At 72.7% G+C, this 13079-nt stretch carries 12 protein-coding genes; 6 read left to right on the plus strand and 6 right to left on the minus strand.

Annotated elements, in window-relative coordinates:
* Positions 1-84 precede the first annotated feature (84 nt).
* Positions 85-906: an IclR family transcriptional regulator C-terminal domain-containing protein gene (locus ACFXKG_RS19460; RefSeq protein WP_384840113.1), complete on the minus strand. Its 822-nt coding sequence runs from the start codon at positions 904-906 to the stop codon at positions 85-87.
* Between the two features lie 244 nt (positions 907-1150).
* Between ACFXKG_RS19460 and ACFXKG_RS19465 the strand changes: the two genes are divergently transcribed.
* Both ACFXKG_RS19465 and ACFXKG_RS19470 read left to right on the plus strand, forming a co-directional pair.
* Positions 1151-2599: an amidohydrolase family protein gene (locus ACFXKG_RS19465; protein ID WP_384840116.1), complete on the plus strand. Its 1449-nt coding sequence runs from the start codon at positions 1151-1153 to the stop codon at positions 2597-2599.
* A gap of 355 nt (positions 2600-2954) precedes the next feature.
* Positions 2955-3977 carry an ArsR/SmtB family transcription factor gene (locus tag ACFXKG_RS19470; protein WP_384840119.1) on the plus strand — a complete coding sequence of 341 codons (1023 nt, stop codon included), beginning with the start codon at positions 2955-2957 and terminating at the stop codon, positions 3975-3977.
* Here the strand turns inward: ACFXKG_RS19470 and ACFXKG_RS19475 are convergent.
* The 3 genes from ACFXKG_RS19475 to nirB all read right to left on the minus strand — a co-directional run bounded on the left by ACFXKG_RS19475 (position 3947) and on the right by nirB (position 8211).
* Entirely contained in the window at positions 3947-5104 is a 1158-nt protein-coding gene (locus ACFXKG_RS19475) for an alkaline phosphatase PhoX (RefSeq protein WP_384840122.1), read from the minus strand. The genes ACFXKG_RS19470 and ACFXKG_RS19475 overlap by 31 nt on opposite strands.
* Positions 5105-5290: 186 nt before the next feature.
* On the minus strand, positions 5291-5665 hold the full coding sequence (gene nirD / locus ACFXKG_RS19480) for a nitrite reductase small subunit NirD (protein ID WP_384840125.1): 375 nt from the start codon (positions 5663-5665) through the stop codon (positions 5291-5293).
* The gene (gene nirB, locus ACFXKG_RS19485) at positions 5662-8211 is read right to left on the minus strand and encodes a nitrite reductase large subunit NirB (protein WP_384840128.1); all 2550 of its coding nucleotides are present in this window, start codon (positions 8209-8211) and stop codon (positions 5662-5664) included. Before nirB ends, nirD begins: the two co-directional genes overlap by 4 nt.
* A 269-nt stretch (positions 8212-8480) precedes the next feature.
* Between nirB and ACFXKG_RS19490 the strand changes: the two genes are divergently transcribed.
* Positions 8481-9260 (plus strand): TSUP family transporter, encoded by a 780-nt coding sequence (locus tag ACFXKG_RS19490; RefSeq protein ID WP_384840131.1) that lies wholly within the window; start codon positions 8481-8483, stop codon positions 9258-9260.
* Between the two features lie 402 nt (positions 9261-9662).
* Here ACFXKG_RS19490 and ACFXKG_RS19495 read toward each other — a convergent pair whose 3' ends face one another.
* A complete protein-coding gene (locus ACFXKG_RS19495) occupies positions 9663-10451 on the minus strand; it encodes an aminotransferase class IV (RefSeq protein ID WP_384840134.1) in 789 nt (262 codons plus the stop codon).
* A gap of 87 nt (positions 10452-10538) precedes the next feature.
* Here ACFXKG_RS19495 and ACFXKG_RS19500 point away from each other — a divergent pair, with 87 nt between their 5' ends.
* The 3 genes from ACFXKG_RS19500 to ACFXKG_RS19510 all read left to right on the plus strand — a co-directional run bounded on the left by ACFXKG_RS19500 (position 10539) and on the right by ACFXKG_RS19510 (position 12179).
* Entirely contained in the window at positions 10539-11183 is a 645-nt protein-coding gene (locus tag ACFXKG_RS19500; RefSeq protein ID WP_384840137.1) for an NADPH-dependent FMN reductase, read from the plus strand.
* Positions 11184-11262: 79 nt separating this feature from the next.
* A complete protein-coding gene (gene cutA, locus ACFXKG_RS19505; protein WP_384840140.1) occupies positions 11263-11634 on the plus strand; it encodes a divalent-cation tolerance protein CutA in 372 nt (123 codons plus the stop codon).
* Positions 11631-12179, plus strand: coding sequence for a gamma-glutamylcyclotransferase family protein (locus tag ACFXKG_RS19510; protein WP_384840143.1), 549 nt, complete (start codon positions 11631-11633; stop codon positions 12177-12179). The genes cutA and ACFXKG_RS19510 overlap by 4 nt, the downstream gene beginning before the upstream one ends.
* Here the strand turns inward: ACFXKG_RS19510 and ACFXKG_RS19515 are convergent.
* A complete protein-coding gene (locus ACFXKG_RS19515) occupies positions 12163-12987 on the minus strand; it encodes a vancomycin high temperature exclusion protein (protein WP_384840146.1) in 825 nt (274 codons plus the stop codon). The two genes, ACFXKG_RS19510 and ACFXKG_RS19515, sit on opposite strands and share 17 nt — an antisense overlap.
* Between the last annotated feature and the right edge of the window lie 92 nt (positions 12988-13079).

A 13079-nucleotide genomic window follows, 5' to 3' on the forward strand; every position in this document is an offset into this window, starting at 1 on the left:
CGGGATCGCCTCTCCTCGTCCGCACAACGGACGTATGTCCGTTGCGTGTCCGCTGCGACGAGTCTGGCAGGCGCCGAGCGCCTGTCAAGGGCGCGGAACGCCCCGGCCGGCCCGGGTGGTGTGCGGGACGGTCTCCAGCCGGGCGAAGTCGGCGCTGATGTCGCCCGCAGCTTGGAGCAGCCGGGGGAGATGACTGTCGACCAGTTGCTCCACCGTCGTCTCGGCCGCGTGGGCGTTGACGTTCAGCGCCGCGACCACCCGCCCCGACCCGTCGCGCAGCGGCGCCGCCACGGACCGGATGCCGAGCGTGAGTTCCTCGTCCGTCAGCGCCCAGCCGCGTGCCCGGACCTCGCGCAGCGCCTCCTCGCGCTCGGCGCGCCCCGGCTGCCGGCGGGGCACCAGCCCGGACCTGCTCGGCTCGGCGAGCACCGCGTCGACCTCCCCGGGCGGGAGCGCCGCGAGCAGCACCTTGCCGAGCGAGGTCGGGAGCGCCGGGAAACGCGTCCCGATCTGCACCGCCAGGGCCACGATCCTCGGCACGGCGACCCGCGCCGTGTAGATGATGTCCGAGCCGTCGAGCTGGGCGATCGAGCACGACTCGCCGGTGCGCTCCGACAGCCTCTCCATGTGCGGGCGGGCCACGTCCCACAGCCCCGTCGAGCGTACGTAGGCCACGCCCAGCTCCAGCACGCGCGGGGTCAGGGCGAATCCGGCGCCGGCCGGGCGCGCGTACCCCAGCTCCTGGAGGGTCAGCAGGATGCGCCGCGCGGTCGGGCGGGCCAGTCCGGTGGCGGCGGCCACGTCGCTCAGGGACATCGAGGCGCGGTGCGGGGTGAAGGCGGCGATCACCTCCAGGCCGCGCGCCAGGGCCTCGATGAAATCCGGACCGGTGCCTTCACGCGGCATGGTTTCTCCTCGGCTCGCTCGGTGTCCGTCAGCCGGACGCTATATCGTGCCGCCCCTTCCAGGTACCAATGGCAGGGCCAGCCGAGCTCCTTGACACCTCGGCGCGCCCTCCGCAGAGTGGCGAGGGACATCTGAAGACCGTAGTGCGGATGGTGGTCCGCTGCGTGGTCGCGTACGTGGCACGGGTCCGGTCCGCTGCATGGCAGGGCCCCCGCGAGACGGGCCCGGGGCAAGGAGTTCAAGGATGAGTGAACGGACCGAGTTCGGGCAGGGCAGGCCCGTCCTTCTGCGGGGCGGCACGGTGCTCCCGATGGACGACCGGGGCCGGGTCCTCCACGACACGGACGTCCTCGTGGCCGGCGATCGGATCGCGGCCGTCGGCCGGGAGCTCTCCGTACCGGAGGGCACCGCCGTGATCGACGCGACGGACGGGATCGTCATGCCCGGCATGATCGACACCCACCGCCACATGTGGCAGACCGTCATGCGGGGATACGGCGCCGACTGGACGCTGACCCAGTACTTCGTCTGGTACTACCTGGAGTCGGGCAAGCTCTTCCGGCCGGAGGACGTGCACGCCGGGAACCTGCTCGCGGCGATCGAGGCGATCGACGCGGGCGTCACCACCGTCGTCGACTGGTCGCACGGCCTGCAGACGGTCGACCACGCCGACGCCGCCGTCGACGCGCTCAGGTCGGTGCCCGGCCGCTTCGTGCTCGCGTACGGCAACATCCAGCAGCCGCCCGCCGAGTGGAGCACGGCACCGGAGTTCCGGGACTTCGTGCGCCGCTGCGGCACCGACGACGACATGTTCGGCCTCCAGCTCGCGTTCGACGTCACCGGCGACCCCGCCTTCCCGGAGCGGCACGCGTTCGAAGCCGCCAGGGAACTCGGGCTCGCCGTCACCACCCACGCCGGCGTCTGGGGCGCCACCGGCGACGACGGCATCAAGCTCATGCACGACCACGGCTTCATGACCCCCGGGACGGTGTACGTGCACGCCGCCTCGCTCTCCGCCGACTCGTACCACCGGATAGCCGCCACCGGCGGATCCGTCTCGGTCTCCACGGAGAGCGAGCAGAGCGCCGGCCAGGGGTACCCGCCCACCTGGGCGCTGCGCGCCCACGGGATCCCGGTGTCGCTCTCGATGGACACCAGCGTCTGGTGGAGCGGCGACCTGTTCTCCGCCATGCGGACCACGCTCGGCGCCGACCGCTCGCGCGAGCACCTGGAGGCGCACGCCGAGGGCAGGACCGTCACGCACTGCGCGCTCCGCGCCGACCAGGTCGTCGACTGGGCGACCCGGGGCGGCGCGCGGGCCCTCGGCCGCGACCACGACCTCGGCAGCCTGGAGGTGGGCAAGAAGGCCGACATCGTCCTCATCAAGAACGACCGCTCGCCGGTGTCCTTCCCGCTGCTCAACCCGTACGGCCATGTCGCGTTCCAGGCCCAGCGCGGGGATGTGCACACCGTCCTGGTCGACGGTCGCGTCGTCAAGCACGAGCACCGACTCGTCGGCGTCGACCTCGCCGCCGCCCGCCGCGCGGCCGAGCGGACGGTGGACCACCTGCGGTCGACGCTGGGGGAGGAGGCGTGGCGCAAGGGCATGAACCCCGACATCCCGGAGGCCGCCGTCCTCGACAACCCGTACACGTACACGGAATACCGCAGCAGTTCCACGCACGGCGGCTGAACGCGCCCGCTGCTTGTTGAATAAGAATCAACAAGCGGGCGGGGCGGGAGCGCGGAAGGGGCACGCGACAGGGGCACGGCCGGAGGATCCCCACCCACCGGCCGTGCCCATTACGCGAGTCGGACACGGAGCCGCAACCCGACCGACCGCCGCCAGGCGCCCAAAGCCCCCCACGGCCTCCGTCGCGCCTTTTCGGTCGTTCGGGTTTCATGCCCGACGAGGTACAGGATTTCGCTGGACACGGGACCCCCGCGACGCTTTTCAACTGTGGCTGAAACACCGTGGTAACAGCCGGTGATGGCGTGCATACTCAGTGACGGGGTGCCATGGTGGACGCAACAGGTGGGGTTGGTAAATGCTGCGTATTCATTTCACCGGAAAAGACCTGGGCGGGGTCAGGATGGCCGCCGGGCCCGATCCGTTATGGGAGACGATTCTCAGCTTTCATCGAATACGGGATCGGCGCGGACCGCTTGTCTACGGCGAATGGCGCGGGGAAACACGTACCAGGTTGAAAGGCGAAACAAGATTTCTCTCGGCGCTCGTTCCGCAGCGCGGCTATTTCCCGGATTTCCTCACCCCCGCGCAAGGGCGCCTCGGCGTGGAGGCGGGACTCGAAGCGCTGCGCGCCACCCCGCAGGAGCGGGTCCGCGCCGAGCTGGCCCTGCTCGCCGTCGGCGGAGCCCGCCCGGCGCGCAAGGACCCCGGCGGGCGCCTCGCCCTGCTCGCCGACGGCGGACCCGGCTGTCTCGCCCGGCTCGTGGAGGCGGTGCGTACGTACCACCGCGTCGCCGTCGAGCCGTACTGGCCGCAGATACGGGCCAGGGTCGACGGCGACCGCGCGCTGCGCGGCCGGGCCCTGCTCGACGGCGGCGCGGGGCGGCTGCTCGCCACGCTCCCGCCGATGCTGCGCTGGAACGGCTCCGTCCTGGAGGCCGACTATCCCGTCCGGCGTGACATGCGCCTGGACGGGCGCGGGCTGCTGCTTCAGCCGTCGTTCTTCTGCCGCTCCACCGCCGTGGTCCACCGCGACCCGACGCTGCCGCCCGTCCTGGTCTACCCCGTCACCCACTCCGACGCGCCCGCCGTCGCGGAGCGCGGCGGACCCACGCTCGGCCGGCTCCTCGGCCACACCCGCTCGGCGGTCCTCCAGGCCATCGAGCAGGGCGCGACCACCAGCGAACTCGCCCGCAGGACAGGGGTGTCGCTCGCCTCGGCCAGCCAGCACGCCTGCGTGCTGCGCGAGTCGGGGCTCGTCGTCACGCTGCGCCACGGCAACGCCGTGCTGCACACGCTGACCCCGTTGGGCACGGCCCTGCTGGAGGGCCGTGCCACGGCGGACGGGCTCTACGCCCGGAACGGCCCCGTCACCTCGTAGGTGATCCCGCCGGAGGAGACCCCGCTGGTGCCGCGCTGACTGGAGAAGTAGAGGCGCGTGCCGTCGGGCGAGAAGGCCGGTCCGGTGATCTCCGAGCCGGACTGGCCGTCGATCCGCAGGAACGGCGCCACGACATCGTCGGGAGTGATCACACAGATCTCCATGTTCCCGCCGTCCTCCGCGACGAAGAGATCGCCGGACGCGGCACCGGTGACGTTGTCGACCCCGGTGAGCGGCGCCGTACCGGACACCAGGGAGTCGTCGTACGCCAGCTCGATCGTGCCCGCCGCCGCGTTGTACTGCCAGACGCGGTTGTCGCCCTTGGTGGTGAACCAGCAGGTGTCGTCCGCGTAGTAGCACCCCTCACCGCCGTTGAAGCGCTTGGCGCCGGAGACCTGGTTGCGGGTGGCCGTCGAAGCCCCGCTCGGGTCGGGGACCGCCGCCCAGCTCACCGGCCCGCTGGTGGCTGTCCCGGCGACGAGGACCTCCAGCCGGCCCGCCGAGAGATCGCCCCATGTGGTGGGCGTGAAGCGGTAGAAGCAGCCGTCGGTGGTGTCCTCGGTGAGGTAGACGGTGCGGCGCACGGGGTCGGCCGCCGCCGCCTCGTGCTTGAAGCGGCCCATCGCGTCGCGCCGTACCGCCGCGGCCACGCCCCACGGGTCGGTCTCGTACACATAGCCGCGGTCGACCTCCTCGCAGGAGAGCCAGGTCCGCCACGGGGTGCTGCCGCCCGCGCAGTTCTGCCGGGTGCCGGAGAGGATCCGGTACGCGCCGGTGATCGCGCCCGCCGCGGAGAACCGGACGGCGCTCGCCCCGCCCGACGGGTTGATCTCCGAGTTGGAGACATAGATCCAACCGGTGCCGTCCGCGTAACAGGCCCCGCCGTCCGGCGCGTTGTGCCAGGTGTACGACGTGCCGGTGACCTGCCGGCCCGACCGGGCGACGACCCGGCTGGTGAACCCGGCGGGCAGCCGGACGCCGTTGGCGTCCGCCGAGCCGAGCGCCCCGTAGGGGCCGGTGCCGGGCTGCGCGGGTGCGGCGAGGGCCGCGCCGCGCCAGAGGGTGCCACCGAAGGCCGCGGCCGAGGTGCCGATGACCGCTCCGCGCAGGAAGTTGCGACGTTCCACGGGTCGCTCCAGGGGGTGTGGTGACCGCCCCGCGACACCGGCCGGCGCCACGGGGTCGCACGGCGCAGGAGCGTAGCGGCTGTGCGTGGCCGGTGGCTGAACACCTGGCGGACTTTGCCGGTGCCGGTGCCGGGGCCGGCCCCGGCACCGGTCCCGACACCGGCACCCGCCGTGCTGCCCGGGGCGTCAGGCCGTGGCGGGTACCCGCGCCCGTACCCGTATCTCGTACGCCTCGACGGCGACCTCCTCGTCGTCCAGGCAGCGGCCGGTCGCCAGCTCGAAGCGCTGCTTGAGCAGCGGCGACGCCACGAAGAACCGTCCCTCGTGCGTACCGGTCAGGCCCCGGGACAGGACGTACGCCCCGGAGAACGGATCCCGGTTGGAGACGGCGTACGGCCGGCCCGACCGGTCCAGGAACACCGCCACCTGACGGCCGTCCGGGAGCAGCGCGGCCACCCCCCGGCCCGGGATGAGCGCGGGCAGCTCGCAGACGGGGAACCACTCGTCGTCCCCGAGCAGTACTTCCAGCGTGTCCGACGCGGTCAACTCTGATGCGGTCATCTGGCGTTCGCCCCTTCCAGGGTGAGGAAGACCAGGTCCGGCTTGACCTGATCGCGTTCCGGTACGAACTTCACCGACGGGTCCCGCGCGTCGGGCGCGTTGACGAACGACACGAACCGCCGCAGCCGCTCGGGGTCGTTGATCGTCTCCGCCCACTCGTCCCGGTATCCGTCGACATGCGCGGCCATCAGTCCCTCCAGCTCCGCGCAGAGCCCCAGCGAGTCGTGGACCACCACGTCCCGCACATGGTCGAGACCGCCCTCGATCCGCTCCAGCCACGCGGAGGTGCGCTCCAGCCGGTCGGCGGTGCGGATGTAGAACATGAGGAACCGGTCGATCAGCCGCACCAGTTCGGCGTCACTGAGATCCTGGGCCAGCAGATCCGCGTGGCGCGGGTCGGCGCCGCCGTTGCCGCCGACGTACAGGTTCCAGCCGTTGGCCGTGGCGATGATCCCGAAGTCCTTGCCGCGCGCCTCCGCGCACTCGCGCGCGCACCCCGACACCGCCGACTTCAGCTTGTGCGGCGAGCGCAGCCCCCGGTAGCGCAGCTCCAGGTCGATCGCCATCTTCACCGAGTCCTGTACGCCGTAGCGGCACCAGGTCTGCCCCACGCAGGACTTGACCGTACGGAGCGACTTCCCGTAGGCGTGCCCCGACTCGAAGCCCGCGTCCACCAGCCGGGTCCAGATCAGCGGCAGCTGGTCCACCCGGGCGCCGAACAGGTCGATCCGCTGGCCGCCCGTGATCTTCGTGTAGAGGCCGAAGTCCCGGGCCACCTCGCCGATCACGATCAGCTTCTCCGGGGTGATCTCGCCACCGGGGATCCGCGGCACGATCGAATACGATCCGTTGCGCTGGATGTTGGCGAGGAAATGGTCGTTGGTGTCCTGGAGCGCGGCCTGTTCGCCGTCCAGTACGTATCCGCTCATGCCCAGCGCGGGGGCGAGCGAGGCGATGATCGAGCCGACGGCCGGCTTGCAGATCTCGCAGCCGTCACCGCCGCGCGCCCCGTCCCGGCCGTGCCCGTCGAGCAGCGCGGCGTACGAGGTGAGGCGCAGGGTGCGGACGATCTCGTACAGCTCGCTGCGGGTGTACGGGAAGCAGCCGCACAGCCCCTTGTCCGCCGGGCCGTTGCCGCTCGCCGCCAGCAACTGACCGATCACCTTGACGCAACTGCCGCAGCCCGTACCGGCCTTGGTGCACTTCTTCACCTCGGGCAGCGACGAGCAGGCGCAGATGGCGCCCTTGGTGACGTTGTGGCAGCTGCAGATCACCGCCTCGTCCGGCAGGGACTCCGGACCCATCGCCGGCGGTGCGCCGAGCCCGGCCGGCAGCACCAACTGGGCCGCGGAGACCGGCGGGACACTCCCGGTGAGCGGGCGCAGCATGCCGTACGCGTCGGCGTCCCCGACGAGCACACCGCCGAGCAGCGTGCCTGCCCCGTCCACGACCAGCTTCTTGTAGACACCGGCCTGCGCGTCGGAGTAGACGACGTCCAGACAGCCCGGCGCGGCGCCGTGCGCGTCACCGAACGACGCCACGTCCACGCCCAGCAGCTTCAGCTTGGTCGACAGATCGGCGCCGGTGAAGCCGGACCCGTCCGGCCGGGCGCCGTCCGCCGCGAGCAGGTCCGCGACCGTCGTGGCCATCTCGTACCCGGGCGCCACCAGCCCGTACACCCGCCCGTCCGAGGCCAGCGCGCACTCGCCGATCGCGAAGACGGCGGGGTCGGACGTACGGCACTGCGCGTCCACCGCGATGCCGCCGCGCTCCCCGACCGTCAGCCCCGCGTCGCGGGCGAGCTGGTCGCGCGGGCGCACCCCCGCCGAGAAGACGACGAGATCGGTGTCGAGCGCGGAGCCGTCCGACAGCGCCATCCCGGTGACGGTCCCGGCGGCGTCCGTCGTCACCTCCTGCGTCCCCACACCGGTGTGGACGGTCAGCCCCATCGACTCGATCGTGCGCAGCAGGGCCGCGCCGCCGCCCTCGTCGACCTGCACGGGCATCAGCCGGGGTGCGAACTCCACGATGTGCGTGTCGAGCCCGAGCCCCTTGAGCGCGCCCGCCGCCTCCAGACCGAGCAGCCCGCCGCCGACGACGGCGCCGGTGCGGGCCGTCATCGCGTACTCCTCGATCGCGAGCAGATCCTCGATGGTGCGGTAGACGAAACAGCCGGTGGCGTCCTTGCCCGGCACGGGCGGCACGAAGGGGTACGAGCCGGTGGCCAGCACGAGCGTGTCGTACGGGAAGACGCGCCCGGCCCGCGACGTGACCGTGCGGGCGGCGCGGTCGACGGTCTCGGCCGGGTCGTCGAGATAGAGCTCGATGGAGTGCCGCGTCATGAAGTCCGGCTCCACGAGGCTGAGGTCCTCGGGCGTACGGCCGTCGAAGTACGAGGTCAGCCGCACCCGGTCATAGGCGGGGCGCGGCTCCTCGCAGAGGACCACGACCCGGGACCGCTCGGTCACGCCGCGCTCGGCCAGGGCCTCCAGGAACCGCTGACCGACCATTCCGTGGCCGACGACCACGATCGTGGGGGTGGACATCTCGGGGCCTCCATCGGGTAGGTCGTGGCTGGAAGCCTGCGCGGTGGCTGTTACCCGGCCGCATCGCCCCCGTTTCCCGTACGGAACGCTGCGCTCAGCGCGCCCGGCGTGCGGGTGTGAGGGGCGCGGGAGGGGAGAGCGTTTCCTGGCGTGGCGTGGCTGGCGCGTGGCGTGCGGCGGGCGCCCGAAGCGTTCCTTTACGTCGTTCGCCCAGGTCGTGTGCCTATGTGGTTGGACAGGCCATGTATCCGCTTCATAAGGTCGCGACCGTGCCCGAGATATCGCTGACCGTCCTTGTCCTGCTCTGCCTCGCCGCCGCCGTGGCGGGCTGGATCGACGCAGTGGTCGGTGGGGGAGGGCTGCTGCTCCTGCCCGCGATGCTGCTCGGGCTGCCGCAGGTCTCCGCCGCGCACATCCTCGGCACCAACAAGGCCGTGGCCATCGTGGGCACCACGGGCGCGGCGGTCACCTTCGCGCGCCGGGCGCCGGTGGACGTGGGGACGGCCGTACGGATCGGGGTCATGGCCCTCGCCGGGTCGATGACGGGCGCGTTCTTCGCGGCGGGGATCAGCAGCGCGACCCTGCGTCCGGTGATCATGGTGGTGCTGCTGGGGGTGGCCGCCTTCGTGCTGCTGCGGCCGGCGTTCGGCCGGGAGCGGGCGGGCGGCCCGGTGGGGCGGCGCCGTACGGTCCTCGCGATCGTGCTGGTGGGCGGCGGGATCGGTTTCTACGACGGACTCTTCGGGCCGGGGACGGGAACGTTTCTGGTGCTGGGGCTCACGGCGGTGCTCCACCTGGATCTGGTGACGGCGTCCGCCACCGCGAAGATCGTGAACGTCTGCACGAACGCCGGGGCGCTCGCCATGTTCGCGTACCAGGGCACGGTGCTGTGGCAGCTCGCAGGGCTGATGGCGGTCTTCAACCTGGCGGGCGGGATGCTCGGCGCGCGGATGGCGCTCAGCAAGGGCAGCGAGTTCGTCCGCGGGGTGCTGCTGGTGGTGGTGTTCTCGCTGGTCGCGAAGCTCGCGTTCGACCAGTGGACGGCGTGAGGGGCCCCGCCCCCGTCGGCTGCCGGCCTGACGGGGACGGGGCGAACGGCGCCGTGTGGCGCCGGGCGGGACGTGGCGGGGAGGAGGGCCCGCCGGCCGGCCTCCCCGCGCGCCGCTCGCCCGGCGGCGCAGGGGCCGGCTCCCGCCGACGGCGGGGGTGGCCGGAAGGCCCACCTCCGCCGCGACCCGGATGGTGCCGACGGACGCGGATACGGAAGCACCGAAGCGCCGAAGCACCGAACCACGGGGGCCGTCTCCTCGCCGTCACCTCCGAGATAAGGCGCCCGGAGCGGCGCGCGCCTTCCGGCCCGTTCCGAACGGGTGACGGAGAGCCGGTCCGGAGTCGGTTCGCAGTCGGTTCTGAGCCGGTTCGGCCGGGCGGTGCCCGTGTGCGTCCGTGCCTCAGATCCGGTCCCACGCCACCGTCTCGTACACCTCGCGCACCGCCTTGAACAGCGCGTCGTCGCCCGGCAGGACCGTTCCGTCGATCCGCGCGACCGGGGCGATCCCGTGCGAGTTGGTGAGGATGGCGGCCCGGTACGAGGAGAGTCCCGCGAGGGTGACCTCACGGCGTACGGAGGGCAGTCCGGCGGCCGGGAGCAGCGGCTCCACCAGTGCCATGGTGATGCCGGTCAGGGCCGGGGCGTCCGGCCAGATCACCGAGTCGCCGTCCCAGAAGGCGACATTGGCGATCGCGCTCTCCGACACCACCCCGCCCGGGCCGACCAGCAGCGCGTCGTCGAACCCCGCGCGCCGCGCCAGCTGTCCGTAATGCACCTGGGCGAAGCCCCCGAGGTGCTTGATGTGCGCCACGGGCCGCTGGTACGGGACCGACATCAGCCCCTGCGCCCGCTCCGTCAGGGCCACGGGCGGCCGTACGGTCACCATCAGCGTCGGCTCGGCCGTGCCCTCGGACCGGTGGACGTACACCCGCGCCGAGGCGTCCCGTACCTCGCCGAGCGCGTGCCGCAGCAGCCCCCGTACGTGCTCGCCGTCCAGCCCGGTGCCGAACAGTTCGCGGGTCGCGGCGTCCAGCCGGGCGAGGTGCAGGCCGAGACCGCGCGTCCGGCCGTCCCTGATCTGGAGGGCGGTGAAGTGCCCGTACGAGTCCAGCGCGCGCAGGCGCAGATCGTCGGCGGTGGCGGGCCGCCCGTCGACCTCGGTCACGAGGAGCGGTGAAGTGGTCGTCATGCCCCTCACCGTATGCCGGTCGCCCGGTCGCCCGGCCGGCCGGCGGCGGCTTGACCCCAACCTTGGTTGAGGTAACAGGCTTGCCTCATGCCTACGAACATGTCCAGCAAGGCGGGCCCGGCGGCCGTCACCGGCCCGGCGGCCGTCACCGAGCCCGCGCCGCTGAAGCTCGCCGTCATCCTCGGCAGCAACCGCGAAGGGCGCTTCGGCCCCGTCGTCTCCGACTGGTTCCTCTCCCGCGCCGCCCGGCGCGCCGACTTCACCACCGAACTCATCGATCTCGCGGGCGTGGAGCTGCCGACCGCCCTCTCCTTCCGGCCGGAACCCGCCGTCCGGGCCGAACTCGCCAAAGTCTCCGCGCCGTTGGCGGGCGCGGACGCGTTCGTCGTCCTCACGCCCGAGTACAACCACTCCTTCCCCGCCACCGTGAAGTCGTTCATCGACTGGCACTACGCCGAGTGGCAGGCCAAGCCCGTCGGCTTCGTCTCGTACGGTGGGATCTCCGGCGGCCTGCGCGCCGTCGAGCAGCTCCGGCAGGTCTTCGCCGAGCTGCACGCCGTCACCGTCCGGGACACCGTCTCCTTCCACAACGCGGGCGGCCACTTCGACGAGACGGGCCGGCCCAAGGATTCCGCCGGCTGTGACGCGGCGGCCACCGCGATGCTCGACCAGCTCGCCTGGTGGGGCCTGGCGCTGCGGGAGGCGAAGGCCGTCCGCCCGTACGGCGGCTGACGGGGAGAGGGGGAGGACACGCGGGCAGGTTCTGTGGTGTGGTACGACCACCCGTGCGACCTCCCGAAGGAGCCCTGCCGTGTCCGCGCCCCTGCCACCGCTTCCGCCCTCGTCCGCGCCCTTGTCTCCTTCCGCATATCTGACCGTGCTCACCACGACGGACAGCGCCGACAAGGCGGAGGCGCTGGCCCGGGGCGTGATCGAGGCGCGGCTCGCCGCCTGCGCGCAGATCTCCGCGCCGGTCACCTCCGTCTACCGCTGGCAGAGCGTGATCGAGACCGCCGAGGAGTGGCAGATCCTGTTCAAGACGGTCGCGGAGCGCTACGACGCCCTGGAAGCACACCTGAAGGCCGCCCACGACTACGACACACCCGAGATCATCGCCCTGCCGGTGGTGAGGGGAAGCGCGGAGTATCTGGCGTGGCTCACGGAGGAGACCGCCGGCGCATGACGGCGGTCGCACCGGACCCGTCCGAGGGCCGCCCGTCCGAGGGCCGCCCGTCCGAGGGCCGCCCGTGCGGCGGCCGGCCCGGGGGGCCACTGCCGTTCTTCGTCTACGGCACGCTGCGGCCCGGCGAGCACAACCATGACCTGTTCCTGCGCGGCCGTACGGTGCGCGAGGAGCCGGCCCGCCTCGCGGGGGCGTGGCTGTACGACGGCCCCGGCTACCCGTACGCGGTCGAGATCCCCGGGACCGAAGCCGGGAACGTGGGTGGGAGGGGGAACGAGCCGGTCGTCGTGGGGGAGCTGGTGACGGCCACGCATGAGGCGTACGGCGAACTGCTCGCGGTCCTGGACGAGTTGGAGGAGTACGCGGCGCCCGGGGATCCGCGCAACCTGTACGAGCGGGCCGTCCGCGACGTCCTGCGCGCCGACGGCACCACGGCCCCGGCCTGGGTGTACTTCGCAGCGCCCCGGGTGGCGCGCCGGCTGCGGCGCGGGGGACGGCTGATCGCGGGCGGCGACTGGATCGCGTACGTCACTCCGCCTCCGTAGCGCCTCCCGGGCGGCCGTGGGTGTCGGCCTGGACGCGGGCGTCGGTCCGGGCTCCGGCGTCGGCCTGGACGCGGGCGTCGGCCAGCGCCTCCGCCACGCCCGGTTCCGGCGGCCCGAGGAACATGGGCTGCCGGTCCGTGAGGGCGTCGGTCGCGGCCTTCCCGGCGGCGAAGATCTCCCGCACCCCGCCGTAGTACCACGTGACGTTGCGCGGTTCGGCGACCGCGACCCCGTACGCGTCGACCCCCGCGGCCTCGCAGAGCGCCACCGCACGCCGAACGTGGAAGCCCTGCGTCACCAGCAGCGCCCGCTCGACCCCGAAGATCTTCCTGGCCCGTACGCACGAGTCCCAGGAGTCGAATCCCGCGTAGTCGCTGACGATCCGCCCGTCGGGCACCCCGCGCTCCACGAGGTAGGTGCGCATGGCGTCGGGCTCGTCGTACTCCACCCGGCTGTTGTCCCCGGTGACCAGCACGACCTTCACCGTGCCCGCGCGGTACAACTCGGCGGCGGCGTCCAGCCGATGGGCGAGATACGGCCCCGGCCGGTCCTGCCGCAGCCCGGCGCCGAAGACCACGGCGACGTCCCTGGCCGGCGCGTCCGCGACCGTACGGACCCGGCTGTCCGCGACCGCGTGCACCCAGGCCGCCGGCGCCAGGGCGAACACACTGCCCAGCATGACGGCCTGCACGGCGCGCCGCCGTCGCACGCGGCCCTCACCGAGCAGTGCCTTGACCCCCGTCAGCGCTCTCGCCGGCCGCCACGCCGTCACCGACTTCAGCGCCTTCGCGGGTCTGGGCAGCGGCATGTTCCCCCCTGAGGTGGTCCCGGTGGGCTCGGGCGTGGGCCCGAGCGGCCCGTCCCCTGTACGACGATCGACAGCGCCCAATAGTTCGTGAC

The sequence above is a fragment of the Streptomyces sp. NPDC059255 genome, assembly GCF_042752355.1.
In the GTDB taxonomy this organism is placed as follows: domain Bacteria; phylum Actinomycetota; class Actinomycetes; order Streptomycetales; family Streptomycetaceae; genus Streptomyces.